The sequence below is a fragment of the Sedimentibacter sp. LTW-03 genome (genome assembly GCF_052059825.1).
Lineage (GTDB): Bacteria > Bacillota > Clostridia > Tissierellales > Sedimentibacteraceae > Sedimentibacter.
In genome coordinates, this window is sequence record NZ_CP197180.1 from 3,249,563 (window position 1) to 3,273,248 (window position 23,686).

General features: G+C 34.1%; 20 protein-coding genes and 2 pseudogenes. 17 read left to right on the top strand and 5 right to left on the bottom strand.

Going from position 1 to position 23,686, the window contains the following annotated elements; all coding sequences use genetic code 11:
• Positions 1–25: 25 nt before the first annotated feature.
• The 3 genes from ACS3UD_RS15810 to ACS3UD_RS15820 are packed head-to-tail and all read left to right on the top strand — an operon-like array spanning position 26 to position 3,518.
• On the top strand, positions 26–1,486 hold the full coding sequence (locus tag ACS3UD_RS15810) for an alanine/glycine:cation symporter family protein (RefSeq protein ID WP_308138694.1): 1,461 nt from the start codon (positions 26–28) through the stop codon (positions 1,484–1,486).
• Positions 1,487–1,520: 34 nt separating this feature from the next.
• Positions 1,521–2,480 carry a bifunctional 4-hydroxy-2-oxoglutarate aldolase/2-dehydro-3-deoxy-phosphogluconate aldolase gene (gene eda, locus ACS3UD_RS15815; protein WP_308138693.1) on the top strand — a complete coding sequence of 320 codons (960 nt, stop codon included), beginning with the start codon at positions 1,521–1,523 and terminating at the stop codon, positions 2,478–2,480.
• Between the two features lie 12 nt (positions 2,481–2,492).
• A complete protein-coding gene (locus ACS3UD_RS15820) occupies positions 2,493–3,518 on the top strand; it encodes a sugar kinase (RefSeq protein ID WP_308138692.1) in 1,026 nt (341 codons plus the stop codon).
• A 325-nt stretch (positions 3,519–3,843) separates the two neighbouring features.
• Here ACS3UD_RS15820 and ACS3UD_RS15825 read toward each other — a convergent pair.
• Positions 3,844–4,176 (bottom strand): annotated as a pseudogene (locus tag ACS3UD_RS15825) (hypothetical protein); the annotation flags it as partial.
• Between the two features lie 150 nt (positions 4,177–4,326).
• Complete coding sequence (locus ACS3UD_RS15830; protein ID WP_308138691.1) at positions 4,327–5,685, bottom strand: MATE family efflux transporter; 1,359 nt, start codon at positions 5,683–5,685, stop codon at positions 4,327–4,329.
• A gap of 793 nt (positions 5,686–6,478) precedes the next feature.
• On the opposite strand from ACS3UD_RS15830, the gene ACS3UD_RS15835 reads away from it, so the two are divergent.
• The 7 genes from ACS3UD_RS15835 to ACS3UD_RS15865 all read left to right on the top strand — a co-directional run bounded on the left by ACS3UD_RS15835 (position 6,479) and on the right by ACS3UD_RS15865 (position 13,461).
• On the top strand, positions 6,479–7,003 hold the full coding sequence (locus tag ACS3UD_RS15835) for a DUF4358 domain-containing protein (RefSeq protein WP_308138690.1): 525 nt from the start codon (positions 6,479–6,481) through the stop codon (positions 7,001–7,003).
• A gap of 307 nt (positions 7,004–7,310) precedes the next feature.
• Entirely contained in the window at positions 7,311–8,501 is a 1,191-nt protein-coding gene (locus ACS3UD_RS15840) for an MBOAT family O-acyltransferase (protein ID WP_440977696.1), read from the top strand.
• Between the two features lie 10 nt (positions 8,502–8,511).
• A complete protein-coding gene (locus tag ACS3UD_RS15845) occupies positions 8,512–9,612 on the top strand; it encodes a DHHW family protein (protein ID WP_308138688.1) in 1,101 nt (366 codons plus the stop codon).
• Positions 9,613–9,919: 307 nt separating this feature from the next.
• Positions 9,920–10,360 (top strand): MarR family winged helix-turn-helix transcriptional regulator, encoded by a 441-nt coding sequence (locus ACS3UD_RS15850; RefSeq protein WP_308138687.1) that lies wholly within the window; start codon positions 9,920–9,922, stop codon positions 10,358–10,360.
• Between the two features lie 43 nt (positions 10,361–10,403).
• The gene (arsM, locus tag ACS3UD_RS15855) at positions 10,404–11,219 is read left to right on the top strand and encodes an arsenite methyltransferase (protein ID WP_308138686.1); all 816 of its coding nucleotides are present in this window, start codon (positions 10,404–10,406) and stop codon (positions 11,217–11,219) included.
• Positions 11,220–11,229: 10 nt separating this feature from the next.
• Positions 11,230–11,724 carry a GNAT family N-acetyltransferase gene (locus ACS3UD_RS15860; RefSeq protein WP_308138685.1) on the top strand — a complete coding sequence of 165 codons (495 nt, stop codon included), beginning with the start codon at positions 11,230–11,232 and terminating at the stop codon, positions 11,722–11,724.
• A gap of 426 nt (positions 11,725–12,150) precedes the next feature.
• Complete coding sequence (locus ACS3UD_RS15865) at positions 12,151–13,461, top strand: redoxin family protein (protein ID WP_308138684.1); 1,311 nt, start codon at positions 12,151–12,153, stop codon at positions 13,459–13,461.
• 274 nt (positions 13,462–13,735) lie between these two features.
• Here ACS3UD_RS15865 and ACS3UD_RS15870 read toward each other — a convergent pair whose 3' ends face one another.
• Positions 13,736–13,879 (bottom strand): hypothetical protein, encoded by a 144-nt coding sequence (locus tag ACS3UD_RS15870; protein ID WP_308138683.1) that lies wholly within the window; start codon positions 13,877–13,879, stop codon positions 13,736–13,738.
• Positions 13,880–14,686: 807 nt separating this feature from the next.
• Between ACS3UD_RS15870 and ACS3UD_RS15875 the strand changes: the two genes are divergently transcribed.
• The 3 genes from ACS3UD_RS15875 to ACS3UD_RS15885 all read left to right on the top strand — a co-directional run bounded on the left by ACS3UD_RS15875 (position 14,687) and on the right by ACS3UD_RS15885 (position 17,776).
• Positions 14,687–15,640 carry a ketopantoate reductase family protein gene (locus ACS3UD_RS15875; RefSeq protein WP_308138681.1) on the top strand — a complete coding sequence of 318 codons (954 nt, stop codon included), beginning with the start codon at positions 14,687–14,689 and terminating at the stop codon, positions 15,638–15,640.
• Positions 15,641–16,022: 382 nt separating this feature from the next.
• The gene (locus tag ACS3UD_RS15880; RefSeq protein ID WP_308138680.1) at positions 16,023–17,210 is read left to right on the top strand and encodes a GGDEF domain-containing protein; all 1,188 of its coding nucleotides are present in this window, start codon (positions 16,023–16,025) and stop codon (positions 17,208–17,210) included.
• 113 nt (positions 17,211–17,323) lie between these two features.
• Entirely contained in the window at positions 17,324–17,776 is a 453-nt protein-coding gene (locus ACS3UD_RS15885; protein WP_308138679.1) for a hypothetical protein, read from the top strand.
• 476 nt (positions 17,777–18,252) lie between these two features.
• On the opposite strand, the gene pdxR is transcribed toward ACS3UD_RS15885, so the two are convergent.
• The gene (pdxR, locus tag ACS3UD_RS15890) at positions 18,253–19,704 is read right to left on the bottom strand and encodes a MocR-like pyridoxine biosynthesis transcription factor PdxR (RefSeq protein ID WP_308140078.1); all 1,452 of its coding nucleotides are present in this window, start codon (positions 19,702–19,704) and stop codon (positions 18,253–18,255) included.
• 129 nt (positions 19,705–19,833) lie between these two features.
• Here pdxR and ACS3UD_RS15895 point away from each other — a divergent pair, with 129 nt between their 5' ends.
• The 3 genes from ACS3UD_RS15895 (at position 19,834) to ACS3UD_RS15905 (ending at position 22,005) form a co-directional block, all read left to right on the top strand.
• Positions 19,834–20,880: an ornithine cyclodeaminase family protein gene (locus ACS3UD_RS15895; RefSeq protein ID WP_308138678.1), complete on the top strand. Its 1,047-nt coding sequence runs from the start codon at positions 19,834–19,836 to the stop codon at positions 20,878–20,880.
• Between the two features lie 39 nt (positions 20,881–20,919).
• On the top strand, positions 20,920–21,789 hold the full coding sequence (locus ACS3UD_RS15900) for a PhzF family phenazine biosynthesis protein (protein ID WP_308138677.1): 870 nt from the start codon (positions 20,920–20,922) through the stop codon (positions 21,787–21,789).
• A gap of 63 nt (positions 21,790–21,852) precedes the next feature.
• Entirely contained in the window at positions 21,853–22,005 is a 153-nt protein-coding gene (locus tag ACS3UD_RS15905; RefSeq protein ID WP_308138676.1) for a hypothetical protein, read from the top strand.
• Between the two features lie 53 nt (positions 22,006–22,058).
• On the opposite strand, the pseudogene ACS3UD_RS15910 reads toward ACS3UD_RS15905, so the two are convergent.
• Positions 22,059–22,790 (bottom strand): annotated as a pseudogene (locus tag ACS3UD_RS15910) (IS3 family transposase); the annotation flags it as partial.
• A gap of 223 nt (positions 22,791–23,013) precedes the next feature.
• Here ACS3UD_RS15910 and ACS3UD_RS15915 point away from each other — a divergent pair.
• Positions 23,014–23,622, top strand: coding sequence for a TetR/AcrR family transcriptional regulator (locus ACS3UD_RS15915; RefSeq protein ID WP_308138675.1), 609 nt, complete (start codon positions 23,014–23,016; stop codon positions 23,620–23,622).
• Positions 23,623–23,686 lie beyond the last annotated feature (64 nt).

Sequence of the window (23,686 nt, forward strand, 5' to 3'; positions counted from 1 at the left end):
TTATTTAAATTAGGAGGAAGTAAAGATGTTACAACAACTACTAGATAGTATTAATGGTATTTTATGGAGTAATATATTTGTTGCTTTAGCGTTGATTACGGGGCTATATTATACAATTCGAACAAGAGGTGCACAATTTAGACTTATTAAGCTAATGGGAAAGTATACAGTTGAAAAGAATGGCACAGGAGTGGGGCGTTCAGCATTTCAATCATTTGCAGTAACTTTATCAGGCAGAGTAGGTACGGGAAATATTGCAGGTGTTGCGACTGCTATTTTTATAGGTGGACCAGGTGCGATTTTTTGGATGTGGCTATCTTCAATTTTAGGTGCAGCAACATCCATAATTGAATCAACTTTGGCACAAGTTTATAAAGTCAAGGATGGAAATGAATACAGAGGTGGAACACAGTATTTTATAGAAAAAGGATTAGGTATGAAGAAATTTGCTATTGCTTTTGCTATTGCTTCTGTATTTGCTCTAGGTTTTTGTACACCAGGCATTCAAGGAAATGCGATTGCTGATTCCTTAAATAATGCTTTTGGATTCAACAAACAAATTGTTGGCATTGTTGTAGCCATATTGATTGCATTTATTATAACTGGAGGTATAAAAAGAATTAGTGAATTTGCCGAGAAAGTAGCTCCAATTATGGCTAGTATATATTTATTAGTTGCTGTTACACTTATTATAATTAATATAAAAGAAGTTCCTGAATTGTTTTCTATAATTATTTCAAGTGCATTTGGAAAAAATCAAATTTTTGGAGGAATTGCGGGAACCGCAATTATTTGGGGAGTAAAAAGAGGAATATATTCAAACGAAGCTGGTAATGGTACTTCAACTCATGCAACAGCTACTGCAGAAGTAAGTCATCCTGTTAAATCGGGATTAATACAAGCATTATCAGTTTATGTTGATACTTTATTCGTATGTACTTCTACAGCATTTATGGCATTGTTAACTGGACAGTACAATGTAGATGGTATAGTTGAAAATCTGGCTGGAGTTCAAGCTGGACCAGGGTATGTACAAGGCGCGATAGATTTATATGTTCCGGGTTGGGGATCAGCATTTGTTGCAATATCAATGTTCTTCTTTGCTCTTACTACAGTTACATATAACTATTATTCGTCTGAAACTGGAATTTTCTATCTAATTAGCAAATTTAAAAAAGCAAATAAAAAAAGTCTGATAATTATATTGAGAATATCAACTGTAGTTGCTATTATATTATTTTCTTCCAAAGAATCAAGTCTTGCATGGGCTCTTGGAGATGTTGGTGTAGGAATTATGGGATGGCTAAGCTTTATTGCATTATTAATGATGGGAAATGTCTTTATGAAAGTTTTTAAAGATTTCGAAGAACAATATAAGTCTACGGGTAATGCAATATTTGAACCGGAAAAGTTAGGAATTAGTAATGCTGAAGCATGGAATGATATAAGTAAATGGAAAATTAGCGTTGAAAGTGAAAGCAAGTAGATTACTTAAGTTACTATTAAAGTAGGTGTATATAATGAATAAATTATTAAAAAGAATATCAGAATATGGAATTGTCCCAGTTATTAAAATCAACGATTTAGAAAAAGCAGTTCCATTAGCAAAAGCGATTATGGAAGGGGGACTTCCATTAGCAGAAGTAACCTTTAGGACAGAACATGCCGAAGAAGCAATCAAAAGTATTTGCAAAGAGTTTCCAGACATGTTAGTTGGTGCTGGAACAGTATTGACTATTGAACAGGTTGATAAAGCTATTTCAGCAGGTTCCAAATTCATTGTTAGTCCTGGATTCAATAAAAAGATTGTAAGCTATTGTATAAGTAAGGGAATTACAATTATTCCAGGAACATCAACTCCAAGCGATATGGAAGCAGCAATGGAATTGGGATTAGATGTTGTTAAGTTTTTTCCTTCAGAACAGAGTGGTGGAGCAGCATATCTAAAAGCGGTTGGTGGTCCATATACAAATCTAAAATTCATACCAACAGGCGGTGTGAATGCAAAAAATCTTAACGAATACCTTTCAATGAAAAATGTTGTTGCGTGTGGTGGAACATGGATGGTTAATGAGGATTTAATTAAAAAAGGTGATTTTGATGTGATTACCTCCCTAACAAAAGAAGCAGTAAAGAACATGCTTGGTTTTGAGCTAGGACATATAGGTATTAACTGCGGAAATGAAGAGGAAGCTAGAAATGTTGCACAACTTTTCTCTAGTTTGTTTGGTTTTGAATATAAATTAGGAAATTCTTCAATTTTTGCAGGAGATGCTGTTGAAGTAATGAAAGCTCCTTACCTTGGTGAAAAAGGACATATTGCAATAAAAACTAAATCAGTAGAAAGGGCGATGGCTTTTCTTAGTAGAAAAGGAATTAAGTTTAATTTAAATACAAAAAATGTTGATGAATCCGGGTTCATTAAAGCAATTTATTTTGAAAACGAAATTGGTGGATTTGCGGTTCATCTAAAAAAATAGGACGGTGGTAATATGAAAATACTAACTTTTGGAGAAATAATGTTAAGATTAAAATCTCCAGGGCATGAACGGTTTTTCCAAAGCCCAACCCTTGAAGCTACCTTTGGGGGTGGAGAGGCAAATGTTGCAGTTTCACTTGCAAACTATGGTATGGATGTTTCATATATGACAATTCTACCTGAAAATATCTTAGGAGATGAGTGTTTAAAGGAACTTAGAGGTTTTGGAGTTGATGTTTCTAGAATTAAACGTGGTCCAGGACGTATGGGTATTTATTTTTTGGAAGCAGGGGCTAATCAATTACCTAGTAAGGTTGTATATGATAGAGACTATTCTGCAATAGCGTTAGCAAAGCCTGGAGACATAAATTGGAATCAGGTTTTTGAAAATATTGATTTGTTTCATATAACAGGTATTACTCCAGCTATTTCAGAAGGAGCGATGGAACTTTCTTTGGAAAGTGTAAAATATGCAAAATCAAAAAATATAACTGTTTCTTGTGACTTGAACTTCCGTAAAAACTTATGGAAATATGGGAAAAAGGCTCCTGAGGTTATGAGAGAGTTAACTAAGTATGTAGATGTTGCTATTGGAAATGAAGAGGATTGTCAAAAATCCTTAGGCATGGAATTAGATGTTGAAGTTGAAGGTGGAAAGATTGATAGAAATAAATATGAAAGACTTACCTCTGCTGTTTTAAATGAATATCCAAATTTAAAAACAATTGCAATTACACTTAGAGAAAGTGTTAGTGCAGATATAAATGGGTGGAGTGCGTGTATAAACGATAGAGAGAATTTCTATATAAGTAAAAAATATGAAATTCGAGATATTATTGACCGAGTTGGTGGCGGTGATTCTTTTGCAGGGGGATTAATTTATGGCTTAAATAAATATGAAGATAAAAAAGAAGCATTAGAGTTTGCTGTTGCCGCTAGCTGTCTTAAACATTCAATTATTGGTGATTTTAATCGTGTAAGTGTTGCAGACGTAGAAAAACTTGCTGGAGGAGATGGCTCTGGGAGAGTTCAACGATAGCATATGCAGATTTAAATAAGACACGGGGACGTTTCATAAGACACGGGGACGTTTCACATATCTTCATGTATCTTATCAAGACAAGGATACTGAGTTATTGGCAAAAAGCAGTGCGGAATCAACATAGTAGAATAATTCAGAAAATGTAATGTTACAATAACCCCGTCCCTATATAATAATTTAAACGAGCGAATATGCAAAGAGTAGCAGGAGAAAAGGATTACGGTGATATATATAGTATAGGCTTAGAGGAATAAACCAAGACAGGCGAAACGTCCCGATGTCTTCTTCCGATGTCTTCTTGAATAAATTAGCTATTCGACAGTTAGAAGCAATTGAAAAAATCGGTATAGATACAGTAAAAAAATTGGAAGAAAAGTAATAGAAAATCATATATTATTCTTTCCACCAAGGATGTAACATATACTTTTGACATCATTTTTGTCGCTTCAACGCATGTGGAGACGTGCGTACTTTTGTCCCACAAAAACCCACAAACATCTCCACCATCTTTATAAACAGGAAAATTGAATAAAATAGACTTCAAAGGCAATTTAGCCTCATCACATGGAAAAATCTCTATTTCTTTGATTAGCGAAGAAATTAGAGATTTTTTCTCTTCATCGCTGATTTTATCATACACTTTATCAAAGTTTGAACTACCCATTATTAAAAGATGTAGATAAATTTTCTTGCACATAGTGGCTATTCTCCAAAGCTTCTACAACAAATAATGGGCGTACGAAATCATCTGCTGAACTACGGCTTTTTTTATTGCCATTCAGCAGGTGATTTCGATTTTTACTGATTAACTATGTGAAAACTTTTTATGTCTCCATCCTTTCCGATAAAAATAAATTGTACCAACGATAGCCGGCAATATCGGAGAAAGTGCCTGTCCTATATAAATTCCTGTAAAACCATAATGAAGTACAAAAGCTAACGACCAGCTTATAGGTAAACGTACAATGACTGCATCTAACAGTGCATTACACATGGCTATGTTTGCAGCCCCAATACCAATAGCAAAGGAGTCAAAAGTATACATCGCCGCGTAAATCAAACTGTTTATTGAGCAGCATATTCTTAAATATAAAACGCCTTCTTGAATCACCCCTAAATTTTCTGGTTCAAAAAGCATTACAATAGGTTTTGCAAATATCTGTACAAGTATCACAACAAGTAAAGTAATGATTATATTCAAACGCAGTCCTATTGTCGTAGTATGTTGAACACGTTCAATGTTTTTCGCTCCTATATTTTGTCCTACCATAGTAGTAACCGCTTGACCAAGCGCCCAACAAGGCATACCGGCAAAAGTAGTTACTTTTAATCCGATTCCCGAAGCTGCTGCTACCGAGACGCCAAAGTGATTGAGCATACCTGTAATCAAGAGATACGAAATATTAACAACTACCATTTGAATTGCAGTGGGTAATCCTACTTTCAAAATGGCAATCAGTTTGTCCATATCAATGTCAAAACTTTGCAACTTGAAATCAAAAATAAAACCGCTGCGTCGCAAGCAAACAATTGAAATTATGAGAGAAATGCCTTGTGAAAAAACTGTTGCATATGCAGTACCTTTTGTCCCCAATCCAAAAGGCCCAACTAGAATCAAATCAAGAAAAATATTAACGACAGTAGCCACTGCAATAAAATAGAGTGAACTTTTTGAGTCGCCAAATCCTTTCATAATTGAGCAGACAGCGTTGTATCCAAACACAAAAAATGTTCCTAAACATATTATCAGCATATAATCGCAAGCGTCTTTCATAGAAGCAGACGGCACGCCGAGAAGTTCAAACACGGGCTTATATACAAGTAGCCCTATCACGGTAACGATAATCGAAGCAATGACAGATATTGTAAACAAGGTTCCTATCGTCTTTTTCTGACCCTGTTCATCATTAGCTCCTTTATACTGAGCAACTAATACTGTGCCGCCCATTGTCACGCCAATACAAATTGAGTTAATGATAAAGCTAATCATTGAGGCATTGCTGATTGCTGCAAGCCCAGTGCTCCCAACTATTCGACCAACAACCAACATATCTACAATGCTGTAAAATGATTGGAGCAAATTAGCAACAAATAAGGGCATTGCAAATTTTATAAGTTTTTTTGGTACACTTCCAATTGTTAAATCCTGTTCTGAGTTTTCCATTTTTAGACTACATCCTTTTCTTTTAAAATATAAACAAAAAAGCAGAGGGAACTATACACCCGTAGGTGTAAGCCCTCTGCTTTTATACTAATTATGCCAATATACATAATTAGTTCTTAAAAATAGCATAGCAAAAGGCCGCAGACAAAACATTGTCTACGGCCAAATATTCAAATTCAATATTTATTTATCTAAAAGAGCATCACAAAACAACCAACATAAGCTTAAGCTTAAATTGATTGTGCTGAAATCATCTATCAAATAAATATTTACTTAATTTGATTGGGCTCCGCACAATGTTTTATCATATCGAGTTGTGTGGAGCCTTTTACAATACCGGATTTTCCAAATAACTTCATTGTGTTCACCCTTTCATAATCTTTGACTATATCATAAGGCACTTTGCGGTAATTGTCAACGAAAAAAGGGCAAAAGTCAAAATTTAATAAAATTCACGATTATAGTGTCATGAGAGTGAAATAAGTCTTTTGTAAAAAAGTAAAATTATTATCGATATTTTTTCGGGGTGAAACCGAAAAGTATTATGTCAGAAGATGACAGGTCATATAGGCTTGTCATCTTTATTTTTTATTACGTTGAAAAATAGATAATGTAAAAGTGTCATTGATACCACAAATGTCATTGATGGCATGGTATAATAAATAAAAACACTTATGGTTTAAATTAATTATGATTCCAGTTATTGTTCATACTGGTAATAATATTATGGAACTTCTTATTTGTTGTAGCGTCTAAATATATATAAAAATTAGAATAAATATTTGGAGGCTTTATGAAAAAAAATAATATTTTAAAAAGAATAGGATCATTAGTTTTATTAGGTATACTTGCAGTAACTGTAGTGGCTTGTTCAAAAAGTGAACCCACTACTGGAGAATCGGGGGGGAATCCTTCGGTAAATGAGAATCCACTGGACTCAGAATCTTTAAGTTCTATACTTGATAAGATTTATGAAAAGGCAGGGCTTGAAACGCCAAAACTTGCTCAAACAGAAATTAATGCTGAAAATATTGAGTATTTTCTCGGTACAAATAACATTGAGTATACAGAAGGCATTGCATCAGAACCTATGATGGGTTCTTTCGCCCATTCAATTGTATTGATGCGAGCAAAAGATGGAAGTGATGTAACAAATATAATGAATGATATTAAAACAAATGTAGATCCAAGAAAGTGGATTTGTGTTGGGGTTGAGCCTGAAAATGTAATTGTGGATAATATTGGCAATACGATTATTCTTATTATGGATGAAATGTCCGAAGAATATCACAATGCATTTTTAGAACTTTCAAAATAAAATAATAATTGTTTAAAAATAGAAACACTCCATCTAGTTTTTTTAGAAGGGGTGTTTTTTAAACAATGTAAGTCATCTTAGAAAGGAATTCATAATCATGGTTTTTTCCAGTATTACATTCTTGTTTTACTTTTTACCTTTAGTAATAATCATATACTTTGCTGTTCCGTACAAAGTAAAAAATATGGTTCTTCTTATGGCAAGTTTGGTGTTTTATTTTTGCGGTGAGCCAAAATATGTATTTATATTTCTTTTTTCAATAGTGTTGAATTATATATTTGGTATATTAATTGAACGATGCAATCAATTGATATTAAGAAAAATGGTTACAGGTATTGCTATTTCTGTGAATATTACACTGATTGGATTATTCAAATATGCGGATTTTACTATTAAGAATATTAATACGTTGTTTTCCACGGATATACCGCTTTTAAAGCTTGCACTTCCAATAGGTATTAGCTTTTATACATTTCAAGCAATCAGCTATATTATAGATGTGTACCGAAGAGAAGTTAAAGCACAAAAGAATATTATAAATTTATCCTTATATATTTCACTTTTTCCACAGCTTATAGCAGGACCAATTGTCCGATATCAAACGGTGAATAATGAGCTTGCTGAACGTACACATAGCTTTGCTGATTTTTCATATGGGGTGCGACGCTTTATATTTGGATTATCCAAAAAGCTGCTTATAGCAGATCAAATTGCAAACTTATGGACACTTGCTACACAAACCAATCAGCCATCTGTATTATATTATTGGTTGGGTGCTATTGCGTTTTCTTTGCAGATATACTTTGATTTTTCTGGATACAGTGATATGGCTATTGGTATGGGTCGTATGTTTGGATTTCATTTTTTGGAAAATTTTGACCATCCATTTTGTTCAAAAAGTATTACTGAATTTTGGCGCAGGTGGCATATTTCCCTGGGAAGTTGGTTTAGAGACTATCTATATATACCTTTAGGCGGAAATCGTCAGGGTAAATTACGATGGATATTTAATTTGTTTGTGGTTTGGGGATTAACTGGTTTTTGGCATGGTGCAGACTGGAATTTTGTTTTATGGGGACTTCTTTTTGGCATAGCATTAATGTTTGAGAAACTTTTCATGTTAAAGGTGCTTGAAAAAATTCCATCTTTTTTCTCACATATATATACCATATTAATTGTTGTTTTAAGCTTTGTACTGTTTAATAACAGCATTGCTGATGCGGCTACATTTATAAAATCCATGATTGGATTGACGAATATTCCATTAATTTCAGCTGAAAGTCTTTATTATTTACACAGCTATTTTGGTGTCTTGGTTATTTCAATAGTTTTTTCTACAGATATTCCAAGCGCCATTTTTCGAAAAATAACTATTAATCAAACTTTTAAAAAGATTGCCGATTATATTGAGCCTGTATTGCTGATTATTCTGCTTTTATTATCTGTAGGATATTTGGTAGATTCCTCATTTCAGCCATTTTTATATTTTAGATTTTAGGAGGTATAGGATGAAACATAAGATTATATCACTTTCGTTTACGGGAATATTAATAGCAATGCTTCTTTTAAATAGCATTTTGCCCGCTAAGGAGGTCTCAAAAAGTGAACGTAGAAAGCTAACACAATTTCCTACCTTGTCATGGCATACAATAAAAGACGGTGAGTTTATAAAAAAATATGAAAAATATGCACTTGATCAAATAGTTTTCAGAGATTACTTTAGAACTTTAAAAACATCAGCAGGTTTTTATTTATTTGGCCTTTCTGATCAGCATGATATTTATTTGCAAAATGATCATGTGTTTAAAATGGAATATCCATATCGTAAAGCAAGTGTGGTAAATATGACAAAAAAGCTTAATTCTATTTATGAAGCATACCTTAAGGACATGAATGTATACTACTCTGTAATTCCTGACAAAAATTATTTTGTAAGAAATGATGATGAGCATCTATTCATTGACTATGAAGATATGCTGAATACACTAAATGACAGGGTGGCAAATATGAAATATATATCATTGTTTGATATTCTTTCGTTAGATGATTATTATAGAACTGACTTGCACTGGAAACAAGAAAGCATTATTAAAGTCGCTGATAAACTTGCTGCTACTATGAATCCAAATTATAATTCTATTGATATGGATTATAAAAAGACAGAGTATTATCCTTTTTATGGTTCATACTATGGTCAGGCGGCCTTGCCTATTGCTCCAGACACACTTAGTTATTTAGTTAGCGAGACGCTTAACAACGCTTCTGTATTTTATTATGACGATTCTGTATCAACTCCGGTAGAAACAGAAATATATGATGAAAAAAATTTATTAGGTGTAGATTCTTATGATGTGTTTTTATCTGGAGCTAAACCAATAGTAGAAATATATAATAATAATACTCAGGCAGATAGTGAATTGATAATTTTTAGAGATTCATTTGCAAGTAGTCTAGCGCCGCTTTTACTTGATGCGTACAGTAAGATTACACTTGTAGATTTAAGATATATTAGCTCTGATATGATTGGAGATTTCATAACTTTTGATGATCAAGATGTACTGTTTTTATATAATACTTCAATTATAAACAACAGTACAATGCTTAAGTAATTTGCATAAAATTTAGAATTTTTACTGTATATCAATATTTAAAATTAAATATTTACTGATGCAAAATAAAATTTAGAGCTCTTATACTACTGCATAAGCTAAAAGTCTGCACCATAAATGGTGTGGACTTTTATTTGACATTGTGTATTAAAAAGGTTGTGAGAGGACTGACGGTGTGCTATATGTGAGTTTATTTTGAACTATGAAGGTGAAGCTTTGACTTTAAAAATTAAAAATAGAATAAAAATAAAAAACAACAGTTGCAAAATACAACTGTTGTATGATATTATGATTGTGAGGTGATGAAATGATAAATCAAGGAAGTGAAGTTTTGCGTGAGTTAATTCGAATACTTGTCAGAGATTTAGGCGCTCTGGAAAAAAACGATGCCTCCTGCTGTGGGGTTAGCTTAGCACAGTGCCATGCCATAGTTGAAATCGGACGAAAAGAAAAGATTTCATTAGTTGACCTGGCAAGCTTGTTGGGCTTAGATAAAAGTACAATGAGCCGAACTATCAATAATCTAGTTAAATCGAACCTGGTTATCCGGGATATAGATATGGAGAACAGACGTTATGTAATTATTCAGTTAACTGAAAAAGGTAGTAGTGTATTCAGAAATATTGAAGAAAGTATGGATGAATATTATAAATGCATCTTCAATTCAATTCCGGAAAACAAAAGGAGCCAAGTGATTGAGAGTTTACAACTTTTTAAAGAAGCTGTCGAAAGTAACAATTGTTGTTAAGTAATTTCAATTCAATAAATTTTTTAACAGGAGGTAAGTTATTATGGAAAAGAGTATTCAGGATGAAATTAAAACGTATTATGGCGGTATTGCAAAAAAGGTAAGCGAAAATGCAAAAATGTCCTGTGGATGCAAAACATCATGCTGTGGCGATACAGCGAAAGAATCCGTTTTGTATTCTGAAGATTTTACAGCAGGGATACCTGTTGAAGCAATTAATGCATCTTTAGGGTGTGCCAATCCACTTGTGCTTGCAAATTTGCAGCCGGGTGAAACTGTACTTGACCTGGGCAGCGGCGGAGGTATCGATGTCCTGATCTCATCGAAATATGTAGGTGAAACTGGGAAAGTCTATGGTCTTGATATGACTGATGAAATGTTGGAATTAGCAAATCAGAATAAGAAAAAAAGCGGCGCAAAAAATGTGGAATTCATCAAAGGATATATAGAGGATATTCCTATGCAGGATGAAACCGTTGATGTTGTTACCTCAAATTGCGTAATTAATTTGAGTGAAAGCAAGGAAGATGCCTTGGGAGAGGCTTACCGTGTTCTGAAAAAAGGCGGCAGGCTTGCCATAGCGGATATCGTTCAATTGAAACCTGTTTCAGATGAAATAAGGCAGAACATTCAGATGTGGGTAGGCTGTATTTCAGGTGCATTAACAGTGGAGGAATACGAAATAATTCTGAAAAAGATTGGCTTTAAAGAGATTGAGATCACCCCTGTAAATATCTACACTAAGGATGTTATCAAAGAGATTGCAGTATCTAAAAAATTAGGCAACATTTACTCTAAAATGGATGAAGAAGCATTAGATGGAGCTTTTGCAGGTGCACATGTTAAAGCATATAAATAGGGGGGGGAATATGGATTATGAAGTTGAAGTGATGAAAGCATCTGACTGGTCACAGGTTGCAAAAATTTATGCAGAAGGAATTATGACCAAAATAGCTACGTTTCAAAGTGAGGCGCCGAGCTGGGAAGAATGGGATAAAGGACATTGCAAATCCTGCCGCCTGGTAGCCAGAACAGGTGACATCATCCTGGGTTGGGCAGCTTTATCACCTGTATCCAGTCGGTGTGTTTATGCTGGAGTTGCAGAAGTAAGCATCTATATCAATAAGCAGTATCGAGGTCAAAAAGTTGGAACAGCGCTTCTGGAAAAATTAATTGAACTCTCAGAAGAAAACGGGTATTGGACCCTGCAATCAGGAATTATTAAAGAGAATACCTCCAGCTTGAATCTACATAGAAAATGTGGCTTTAGGGAAATAGGGTATAGAGAAAGACTTGGTAAAATGGATAATGGAAAATGGCACGATGTAGTATTAGTCGAGCGAAGAAGTAAGCTCGTCGGCTAATAGATAAAGTAAGAAACTACCTTTTTCCGACCTTCTGTTATAAATAATTCTTTACATTTATACGGAAAAGTCTTACAATATGCGTTGATTTCAATGATTATATTGATTAATAATCTGGGGCAAATTTTTAGCATTTACTTGCTATAAATTTGCCCGTTTATTATTTCGCCATCAAATCATTAATAAAGTTTTCTAATTCAGTTGCTGATTTCTTTTCTATGGCATCTAACGAATGTATATATGACTCCATTGTACATTCTAATTTTGATAGTCTTGCTTTACTTATGTAATTTGGTTACTGAAAAATTAATGATTTTATAATAATATTTTATTTATTGTTTCAAAAACATTATATTAACTAGATGAATTTATTGTGAAAAAACTGATATAGCAAGACTATAGCATAAATATGATTGGAGAAAAGTTATGTTTGAGGGAATTGTAGCATCAAATAGTATTAGCTTTATACTTGTATTTTTAGAAGGAATATTGTCCTTTTTTTCACCTTGTGTAATACCACTAATCCCAGTTTATATGAGCTATTTAGCTGGCGGTGGAAAAAGAGTAAATGAAGATGGTATGATTGTATATGACAGGAAAAAAGTATTCCTGAACACAATGTTTTTTGTGTTAGGAATCTCTTTTGCATTCTTTATATTAGGAATGTCCTTTACGATTCTTGGCAGTTTTTTTAGCAACAATAAGCTGCTGTTTACAAGAATAGGCGGAATAATTATTGTTATATTAGGGTTATTTCAGCTTGAAATATTTGATTTTTCGTTTTTACAAAAAGAAAGAAAAATACATATTGAATTGACTGATAAGAAAATGAATCCAATTATAGCCCTTATCATGGGATTCACCTTTAGCTTTGCATGGACACCATGTATTGGACCAGCCCTTTCTTCGGTGCTTATTATGGCATCAGGAGCAACAACTTCATTAGTAGGCAATCTGCTTGTATTTGTTTATGCAATTGGATTTTTAATTCCATTTCTTTTACTTGGAATATTTACGACACAGGCTTTGAATTTTATAAAATCAAAACAAAGACTGTTGAAATATACTATTAAAGCCGGAGGAATAATTCTCATCATCATGGGAATTATGATTTTTACGGGATGGATGAACAATGTATCAGCTTATTTGAATTCTTATAGCTATAATAAGCAAAGCAGTTCACAGGACATATCAGATAAAACAGATGAATCTGAATCTAAAAATAGTTCAGAAACTGAGAGCCTAGATAATAATTCAGATGAAGAAAATGAAACAAGCGATCAATTCCCAGCATTTGATTTCACTTTAATAGATCAAAACGGTAATGAACATACACTTTCTGATTATAAAGGCAAAGTTGTATTTTTAAATTTTTGGGCGACTTGGTGCCCACCCTGTAAAAAGGAAATGCCTGATATAGAGGCACTTTACAATGAGTATAATTTAAATCAGAGCGAAGTGGTATTTTTGGGAATTGCGAATCCTAGAAGTGAAGAGTATCCAAACAATCAGGATGGCGAAAAGGAAGAGATTAAAACTTTTCTACATGATAATGGATATACTTTCCCCACACTATTTGATGAAACAGGAGAAGTGCTACAAAATTATAACATATCGGCATTTCCAACCACCTTTATGATTGATAAGAAAGGAAACATTTTTGGTTATGTTCCTGGTATGATGACCAAAGATATCATGGTTAATATAATTAATCAAACTTTGCAGTCAACAGAATAAAAACAAGAATAAAAATCCTAAATGATAAGGAGATACAAAGTTATTATTCACAAATTTGATGTTAATATATTGTGACAGGTACACTACTTAATAAGTGAGGTTAAGCAACCTGGAAAATACATTGGAAACTGTCCATTTTTCTGACCTTCTGTTATAAATTATTTTTGTATTTATACAGAAGACTCCCGTAATATGCGTTAATTTCAATGGTTGTATTGATTAATAATCTCGGGCAAATTTTTAGCATTTACTTGCTATAAAATTTGCCCGTTTATTATTTTGCCATTAAATTATTAATAAAGTTCTCTAATTCAGTTGCTGATTTCTTTTCTATGGCATCTACTGAATGTATGTATGACTCCATTGTTGTTCTTGCATTAGAATGTCTCATTCTCTTAGCTACTGTTTGGACATCCACATTAGCACCAATTCTTATTTCTGAATTTCTTAAACCATAGAATATATCTAAATAATACTGCCTTATGCATTAAATTAGTTTCTTGCTCAAATATTTCAAATAGTTTTCCTATTTCATGCATAGGCATAGAAGTTCAGAATATACAGTTGTAAAGACTGCTTTTAATCGTTTACAGCAAAAGGAAGATATTATTAAAGAGATCATATTTGCTAATCAATATTACAATACTTCTGAAGATTATGATGGTTTTCATGGAGGAAGAATCATTTCAAATGCGCCTTTTAGTAAATCTGAAATAAAGATTGCAGAAACAAATTATATACGTACTATTTCAGCTCAATCATTGAATAATATGACATGGAAGTTATTGTATAATTAATGAGTCCATAGGGGACGGTTAGTTGTTGAAAATACATATCATGTGGTATATAATGGATATGGCATATTAATAACCTGGAAGAAATCTCCGAAATAAAATGGATAGATATTTCAAAAGCAGACAAATTAATGCCTTATCACAAATTTGGTATAGCCAAATTGATTAATGGCTCAGCTCTGTACACATATCAAAAATAATAAAATTTTTCATATTGCTATACATAATTCAAAAATTACGTCGCAATAGTAGAATATTAGGACGTAAATTAAAGCCTCAACACAGTTGGTAATGGTATAACAGGACGCCTTGTATTGTTGTTATGTCGTAATCTTCAAATAATAATATTTTGTAAATAGGAATTTGATAGGAAAGTTTGTATTGCAGATTTGAACTGCAGATTATTTATGTTTCGTGAAAGGGGTACCTTAATGAATATATTAGTTTACGGAGCGGGCGTTATTGGTAGTATATTTGCAGGAAAACTTGCTCTTGCAGGAAATAATGTTAGTGTTTTAGCACGAGGAAAAAGACTTGAGGAGATAAAAAATGATGGAGTTATCCTCGTCAATCCAAAAACGAAAAAAAATGAAAAGGCAAGTGTTAAAGTTATTGATATGCTACTTCCAGATGATAAGTACGATTATATTATTGTTGCAATGCAACGGACACAAGTTGATCATATTCTTCCTGCCTTATCTCAAAACTGCTCAAAGAATATCGTATTTGTTGTTAATACAGCAGGTGGATATGACAGATGGGTGTACGCTATTGGAGAGAACCGACTTATGATAGGTTTTCCTTCTGCTGGCGGAGAACGCAAAGATGGAAAGGTATATTACTTTGTTGGTAAAGGGATACAAAGGACGTTTCAAACAACAACCTTTGGAGAGTATAGCGGCGAAAAAACAGAACGTGTCAAAATATTAATAAAGCTATTTAATCAGGCAAAAATCCCATCTGTTTTTTGCAATGATATGGATGCTTGGCAGAGAACTCACGTTGCCATAGTAAGTAATATAGCCAACGCATTATATAGCTTTAACTGCGATAACTTCAAATTAGGTCATTCATATAAAGGTGTTAAAGATATGGTGTTGGGAATAAAAGAGGGACAAAAAGTGCTTAAAAACAGTGGCATAAAGGTCACACCACAAAAGCTATGGTGGATAGAACTGCCTACTCCAATTTTAACTTTTTTATTTGCTATATTTATGAGGACAACACTCGCAGAAACAACGATGGCAAAGCATTGTATTGTGGCAAAATCTGAAATGATATATTTGCAAGAAGAGTTTGACGAATTGATACGAAAAAGCGGTGTTGAAACGCCCATAATTGATAAGCTAAAGAAAAATCTGTACATGAAAAATGAGCATAGTTAAAGCAAGTAAATTTCAATTTGTAGTTGTGAAATATACTACACGTGTTGTAAATTGGACTAAAGTACATATTGAAATATTTGGAGAAAAGCTCCGTTTCTAAGAGAGAATTTTGTTCAGAAAATAATTGTAAGATATAGAAATATAATAGCTGGTCAAGGAATAGCATTTATTAATTTAGTTCTAAATAATTCATGCGGATAGTCGCAGAACGAATTTGTCCAGATATTTGGTGAATTGATAAAATTAAATGAATTTAATGAGAGTCAAGAATATCCATAATTGCATATCATGGTGGAGTATATGATAAAAGAAAGATGGACAGCTATCTGAGCTTTCGAGCGGTAAAGAAATTGACTAGATTTATTTAAGGAAAGGGTGATCTATGAGCTTAGATTTATTTACTACCATTAACACGTATATGTTTGTTAATTATATATGTACTTTCATATTAGGCATTTCATGGTATCGAATCAAGGATAAATATGACGGTATTCTGTTCATTTTTATAGATTTCATTTTTCAATCTATAGGGCTCTCATTAGCTAGTCTGCAATCAGTTTTATCTCCAATATTTTCTGTAGTTCTAGCTAACGTATTAATGTATATTGGAGCAATATTTCTTCTTTACGGTATTGGACAGTTTATAAGCATAAACATACGAAAGTTGCAATATTTTTTTTTCAGCATACTTTTTATGGGTTTATATAGTATATTTACTTTTTTTATTCCCAGTATCAGAATGCGACTTGTTGTATTTACTGTTATGATTTTACCTATTTTCATACATACAGTTTATATTATCTTATTCAAAGCTGATAGAAAACATAAGAAGTTTGCAATTCATGTAGCAATTGCACACATATTTTTTATATTGGTTCACGGCTCAAGAGCTTATATTGGCTTGAACAATTTTAGGTTGTCTGATTACAATAAGTTGCATCAAAGTGAGTCAATGTTAATTATGATCAGCATGTTACTTATGATTTATCTCACATTTTCTATAACTCAAATGATTCATATGAAACTTCTGCATCAATTAGATCAATCCATCGGCTATACTAAAGAACTGTTAGAAAAAACACAGCATCTAGCTACTACTGATAATCTAACACAAATCTATAATCGAGGAAAAATTGAAGAAATCCTAAAAATGGAAATCAATACTTATTACAATTATGCTAGTATATTTACCATATTGATGGCTGACATCGACCATTTCAAACGATATAATGACGTGTATGGTCATGATTTTGGTGATCAAGTGATAATTGAAGTTTCAAGGCTTCTACAAGAAAATCTACGTACCACAGATGCAATTGGACGGTGGGGTGGGGAGGAATTCTTAATTGTTTTAAAAAACTCAAATTTGAAGATAGCTCAATCTGTTGGTCAAAAACTTATTGATAAAGTAAGCACCTATGAATTACATTATGGCGAAACTATAGAGAATATTACTATTAGTATTGGATGTTCAGAAATGACAGAATCGCATACGATGAGTACACTTATTAAAAGCGCTGATATAGCCTTGTATAAAGCCAAGAACAACGGACGCAATCGAATAGAGTAAAATTTCTGATTTGGTACAGATGTAGAATTCAATCTTATACTTTTATTTGTTAAATTATATTAGAATCACAAATACTTGAGGTTACAACGTATTATTTATATGAGGTGAAGCTTATGAAAACTGGAAAGTTAAAAAAGTATATTCGAAGCGCGATATTTGTGGTAATAGGCTGTTATATATCGGCTGTTATTATATCTAGTGCGATGATGAGTCAGATGACGCAGATAACTTATAATGCCACTGCGTATGGGACAACTTTAAGAGAGGATATTGTAGATTTTAAAACAAATACCGTTCAACGAAATTATTATGATTATTACGGTAACCCAACAGGTCACAAAGAAAATCTAATTAATCCAACAAAAGAATTTGGAATAAAATGCGTATGCTCATTTTCTTTGCTTCCATTGTGGCGCAAGAATTATTTTAATTTGCTTATTATGGATGGTGACCAATATAACATTGTGAGAAGCTATAAGGAAAGCGAAAATGTAATTTATGGCAGCAATGCGTACCCGTTAACATATTGGTTTGTTCTTCAGGCAATCGATAATACTTTAAAATGAAGAGTATGAGCATGACACTAAGCTGACAAATTTCATACGTACCGCAGAATTTTGCGGCAGTAAGAAACGGGAGGTATATATTCTCCAATTACACAGAATCAGCGACACTTAGAATTAACGAAAAAAATAAAAATTGATAATAAAAGTAATATTTTAACTAAGTTTATGGTAGACATATATTTCCTTGTTTTTTAGGGCGATTTACAGATGGCATAAGGTAAAATTAAATTTACAAGACTATAAACAGAAATTTGGGACAAATATTACGCTAAAACTGAATCATAAGGTCAGAAATAGGCAGTGGATGATGCATAAAATCCACTGCCTATTTTTTGCATAAAAGTAATTAAAAGGAGAATTTGAAATGTCAAGATATTTTTTTACGGCACAAAACTTTCTGAGATTGAGCAACTGTTATTACACTACACACATTACAGACAAGGCTGACGTCTTGTTTGCTTATGAAGATCATTGAATTATGTTAATAATTCTGAAACTATTTCTGAGAGAATTTTTATACCGCGATCTATTTGTTCCAATGATATATAAGAATAAGAAATTCTTATATATCGGCTTGAATGAAAGTCATATAAATCTCCGGGGTAAATCAGGAGATTCCTTTTTAAAGCCTTATAAAAAATCTCATGCATTGATACATTATTATTTAACTTTAGCCAGATAAAAAAACCTCCCGATGGGACAGTCCAAGAGCCGAGGTTGCTAAAGTATTTATTTAATGCCGAAAGTGTAGTATCACGCCGTGTTTTAGCATTTTTTCTCAGCAATTCATTATGCTCATAATACAGACCGCTGGCAAGTAATTCTTCAGTAACATATTGAGAAATGGAACTTGATCCATAATCATTCTGCATTTTAATATCCGCCAGCCGTTCAATAACCTTCTCCGGCCCGACAACCCAACCAATCCTGAGACCAGGGCTTAGATTCTTAGACACACCGCCAATATACAGGACAAGCCCATTTTGATCAAATGCTTTTAGTGGCGGTGGTGGTGTTTCTTCAAACCAAATCTCACGATAAACGTCGTCCTCTATAATCGGCAATCTTTCGGACTCGCAAGCCTCAATCAGTTCTTTACGCCTTCGTAGCGACATAACATTTCCTGTTGGATTGTGAAATGTTGGTATGGTGATAAGCATTGATCCTCTTCTACGTTGATGCTTTCCAAGCAATTCCTTTATATTGATGCCCTCTTGATCGAAAGGTATTCCTGACAGTTGCATTCCAAATGATTGGAACGTTCTTAGAGAGTACAGATAAGACGGTTTTTCCAGGTATACAACAGAACCTCTATATAAAAGGCCCAGCGATATGAGCTGAAGTGCCTGTAAGGCTCCGGAAGTGATCAATATTGATGAAGGCTCCGTTTCTATGCCGATGTTCTTAAGATAAGCACAGATTTCTTTTCGCAGATCAATTGAACCCCTTGGCTCTTCATAGTTTAAAGATTTTATAGAATTGGAGAGCTTTTTCAATGTTTTTTGAATCTTTTCATATGGAATCAAGTCGGGTGCGGGTTCACAGGGGCCCAGATTGATGATGTCCGTTCTACGTTCCGCCTGATAAATCTGCTGCGTAATAGTTTGATTTGGCTGGTGTGCTCCTGAGGAAATATAGCAGTTCCAATTGGGAGAACGTGTTGTTGAAAGTAAGTTCCATGTATTGCTGACGACTGTCGTGCCGCCGCCGGCATTGCCTTTAATAAGACCTTCCGCAGCCAACTCCTCAAGTGCAGCTACGACCGTGCTCCTGTTGACGCCTAAAATTTCAGAAAGCACTCTCTGGCTTGGCAGTTTTGAGCCGATCTCCCATTCACCATCAGCGAGTTTATCCTTTACATATCTTACTATTTGCAAATACAGTTGAGTTGAATCGCTCCTGTCCGGTTTCCAATCAATATCAAACATCATCATTCCTCCTTGAAAGCATTATACAACTTGGTTGGTTAATAATCAACCATGAATGGTTGGAGACTTTTTAAAACACATTTATTATAATTACATTGTTAAATAAAAACTAATTAAGGAGTGTGAAAAATGATACCTGTAAGAATTCTAACTGACGATGATGTTAAAAGTATGCTTGACATAAGAAGTGCAATCGAGTCTGTTGAAAAAGCCTATGCTATGAAGGCATCCAATAAGGCAAGACTATTTCCGCTGATATCGGAAGATCTTCATCCGGGCTCAGCCGATATGGATATCAAATCCGGAGTGCTGAACGAAGAGGATGTGTTTGGACTTAAGCTAGTGGCTTGGTTTGGTAAAAATGTTAAGATTGGCCTTCCGGCTTTAACCGGCTTATCTATGTTGTTTGATTTAAAAACCGGATTTCTAAAATCAATCATAAATGCGAGATATTTAACAGGATTGCGTACCGGAGCCGCCGGTGCGATTGGTATTAAATATTTGGCAAGACAGAATTCGAAAGTGCTGCTGGTTGTAGGAACCGGAACCCAGGCAGTATTTCAGGTTGCCGCCGCTTTGTCAGCAGTAGAGTCAATCAAGAAGGTATATATCTTTAATCCCGCGCAATATGAAAGTGCTGTTAGATTTCAGCGTTCCATCAAGAAGGAGCTTGGGAAGATCGCGAATGATTTTAAAGATCCGGACAATAAGAACTGGCACAAAAGATTAGAAGCCATTGAGTTTATTGTTGTTGCCAGCCCGGTGGAAGCACTGGCGGAAACAGATGCGGTCATTACCATTACCCCTTCCCGAAAACCGTTAATTTTAAAGGAGTGGATAAAACCGGGCATACATTTCAGCTGCATTGGAGCAGATATGGGCGGCAAGCAGGAAATCGACGAGAAAATCCTTGATGATGCGGTTGTCTTTGTTGATGATATTGCGCAAGCATCAACTGTAGGTGAAACACAGAAAGCAATAAGGGAAGGTAATTTATGCATCGATCAACTGACTGAAATCGGTCATTTGATTCTGGGAAATACCAGAGGCCGACAATCCGACAAGGATATAACCGTATTTGACAGCACGGGTATCTCCCTGCAAGACATTGCCGTCTCCAGCTATCTATTAGCAAAGGCCGAGGAAATGAACATTGGAACGATAATACAAATATAATGCAGTATATCTTATATGGATATAGTCAGGAGGAATAAAATGTTAATAAAAGCTTACACACTAAATACCTTCACAAAATCTACCAAAGGCGGAAATGCGGCAGGAGTGGTTCTTGACGCTGATACCTTGACGGAAAAGCAGATGAAAAGAATTGCGGCTATACTAGGATACAGTGAGACCGCATTTGTCATGAAATCTGACCATGCTGATTTTAAGGTCAGATTCTTTACTCCCAATGAGGAGGTTGACCTGTGTGGTCATGCCACAATAGGTACCTATTCCGTGTTATCTAGCCTTGGACAAATTGAACCGGGTAATTATACACAGGAAACTTTAGCTGGAATTTTAAACGTGGAAGTAAAGAAGGATTTGTCAATTATGATGAATCAGCCGGTCCCTGTTTTTTATGAGACAATTGATAAGGATGAGATCGCAGGTTCAATGAATATCCAAATCTCTGAAATTGACAGTTCTCTGCCTATTCAGATCGTTTCGACAGGATTGAGGGATATCATGGTACCAGTTAATAATCTTGATGTGCTTCGTTCCATACAGCCGGATTTTAAGAAGATTGTAGAAATATGCCAGAAGTATAATGCTATTGGTTATCATGTTTTCACTATGGAATCAGAGAACAGTTCTAATGCACAATGCAGAAATTTTGCTCCTTTGGTTGAGATTCCCGAAGAGTCGGCCACTGGTACTTCAAATGGCGCTCTTGCCTGTTATCTTTTCAAATATGGCAAAATCAACAGTGATCAAGCAAGGAAAATCATTTTTGAGCAAGGTTACACGATGAAAAAACCATCCGAAATATTAGTGTCATTATTAACTGAAGATAATGAGATTCTAGAAGTCAGGGTCGGCGGAAGGGCATCAAATCAGTCTGAAACTGGGATAGAAATATAAATGTTATTATGACTGAGTAAAAACAAATTTGTTTGAAAGGGAGGAATGTGAGATGGCGCAGAAGTGATTGAGGCCAAAAATAAACCCAGCTATCCGATGGGGGTACTTACCTTTGATGCTATCGGCAAGAGATTTCTTTACGACAGCAGTCATCGAAAGCGATTTGAAAATATTATCAAAATAAAAAACAGAGTGGTAAAGAATATTGATTTGTAGTGACCCCAATAAGTTAGACTTGATAGCGTAGTAGTAAATCTGCTACGCTATTTTTATGCAACTTGATAATTTAGCCTGTACTGGACAGGAGTAAAGTAGCCAAGTTTTTGCTTTGTGCGTTTATCATTGTAATAATCTATATATTTTTCTATTTCTGCTTTTAACTTGTCAAAACTATAAAATGTGTTTCCGTAATAGACTTCTTGCTTTAAGATACCAAAGAAATTTTCCATTACTGAATTGTCTAAACAATTACCTTTGCGTGACATGCTTTGATATATCCTATTATTTTTTAATGTTTTGGAATATGCTTTCATTTGATATGCCCAGCCTCTATCAGAATGAAAAGTCCTTCTGTATTTGCAATCATTTGTTGCAGCTATCGCTTGATTTAAAGCGTTCATAATACCATCTGCTGATGGTGTTCGGGTAATACTGTAACTTAGAATTTCTCCATTAAACATATCTAAAAATGGATCGAAATACATCTTCTTTGTTATCAATCTTCCTTTGTCGTCAAATTCATAATACTTAAACTCTGTTGTATCAGTTGTAATTTTTTGATGAACAATGCTTGTATTAAATCGTCTGTTAACCATGTTTTTTGCAATTCTGCCTACAACGCCTTTATATGATGAATATTTTCTGCTCTTGCGTGTATATGATTTTACTTGCAAACCAAGCTTTTGAACTAGTCTTTAAACTTTCTTTTTGTTGATTTTTAAGCTAAGTTCTCCATATATTCTTCGATAACCAAAATCCTTGTGTTCCTCGCGAATTTCTATTGATGAGAAAGCCTTTCGAGTAATTGTTCATTCCATACTCCTTGCCAAGTATGGAACAGAGATATTAAGTACCTGCAAATAAAAACAGACTCTGTATTAGCAAGATTTACTTTTCATATTTCATTTTAAACCAATGACATTTTTGTTGACAAAAAAAGTGTAAAGGAGTATGCTTACATTACCAACGGTAATTACCGTTGGTAATGTAAGATGGAGGTGCAAAGTGAAAAGGAATATAACTAAAAAGCAAATTGTAGAAACAGCTCTTGAGCTTATGCGCAATAATAGTGATTTGCGAGGTCTTAATCTTCGAGAAATAGCCCGAACATTAGGATGCGCCCATACAAATTTATATAATTATTTTCCCTCATACAATGATTTGTTATGGGAAACACACGTTGCTATACAGGAGATATTTATGAAAATGCTCACAAAAAAGCTGAATGTAGCAAATACTGCAGAGATGCGCCTTACTTATTTCTTCGAGGCCTGTGTCGAAATGTATCTGGATAACAAAGGATGGTTTCGACTTGCATGGCATGAATATATTGATGGAGATCGTCCGCAGGAAGATATTGAAACAACAGAAGCAACAAACAAAATGCTAAATCAGCATATATCCAACATATGGAAAGAACTTTATGGGCAATACCCAAATAGAGATGTGACCAAACGAATTCTTCATAATACCCATTGCTACATTGTAGGAGAAATTTCAAATTATCTTTTAGGAAGAGGTTTGATTGAGAATGAAACAGAGCTAAAGGCCTATATTACTCGTGAAGCCGTCCGTATGTTTCGGTTATGTCTTGCAAGCAGTGATGAAGCGTAATCTTTTGAAACAAAGCTGTTGCAATAGGGTGAACCCTAACCACCAATGTGGGCATTGAGCAATA

What these genes read in the sequence shown, in the direction of transcription:
- ACS3UD_RS15835 (WP_308138690.1), top strand. Translation starts at nt 6,479, where the DNA reads ATGAAAAAAAATAATATTTTAAAAAGAATAGGATCATTAGTTTTATTA.
- ACS3UD_RS15845 (WP_308138688.1), top strand. Translation starts at nt 8,512, where the DNA reads ATGAAACATAAGATTATATCACTTTCGTTTACGGGAATATTAATAGCA.
- ACS3UD_RS15865 (WP_308138684.1), top strand. Translation starts at nt 12,151, where the DNA reads ATGTTTGAGGGAATTGTAGCATCAAATAGTATTAGCTTTATACTTGTA.
- pdxR (WP_308140078.1), bottom strand. Translation starts at nt 19,704, where the DNA reads ATGTTTGATATTGATTGGAAACCGGACAGGAGCGATTCAACTCAACTG.
- ACS3UD_RS15900 (WP_308138677.1), top strand. Translation starts at nt 20,920, where the DNA reads ATGTTAATAAAAGCTTACACACTAAATACCTTCACAAAATCTACCAAA.
- ACS3UD_RS15820 (WP_308138692.1), top strand. Translation starts at nt 2,493, where the DNA reads ATGAAAATACTAACTTTTGGAGAAATAATGTTAAGATTAAAATCTCCA.
- ACS3UD_RS15885 (WP_308138679.1), top strand. Translation starts at nt 17,324, where the DNA reads ATGAAAACTGGAAAGTTAAAAAAGTATATTCGAAGCGCGATATTTGTG.
- arsM (WP_308138686.1), top strand. Translation starts at nt 10,404, where the DNA reads ATGGAAAAGAGTATTCAGGATGAAATTAAAACGTATTATGGCGGTATT.
- ACS3UD_RS15895 (WP_308138678.1), top strand. Translation starts at nt 19,834, where the DNA reads ATGATACCTGTAAGAATTCTAACTGACGATGATGTTAAAAGTATGCTT.
- ACS3UD_RS15810 (WP_308138694.1), top strand. Translation starts at nt 26, where the DNA reads ATGTTACAACAACTACTAGATAGTATTAATGGTATTTTATGGAGTAAT.
- ACS3UD_RS15860 (WP_308138685.1), top strand. Translation starts at nt 11,230, where the DNA reads ATGGATTATGAAGTTGAAGTGATGAAAGCATCTGACTGGTCACAGGTT.
- ACS3UD_RS15880 (WP_308138680.1), top strand. Translation starts at nt 16,023, where the DNA reads ATGAGCTTAGATTTATTTACTACCATTAACACGTATATGTTTGTTAAT.
- ACS3UD_RS15850 (WP_308138687.1), top strand. Translation starts at nt 9,920, where the DNA reads ATGATAAATCAAGGAAGTGAAGTTTTGCGTGAGTTAATTCGAATACTT.
- ACS3UD_RS15875 (WP_308138681.1), top strand. Translation starts at nt 14,687, where the DNA reads ATGAATATATTAGTTTACGGAGCGGGCGTTATTGGTAGTATATTTGCA.
- ACS3UD_RS15830 (WP_308138691.1), bottom strand. Translation starts at nt 5,685, where the DNA reads ATGGAAAACTCAGAACAGGATTTAACAATTGGAAGTGTACCAAAAAAA.
- eda (WP_308138693.1), top strand. Translation starts at nt 1,521, where the DNA reads ATGAATAAATTATTAAAAAGAATATCAGAATATGGAATTGTCCCAGTT.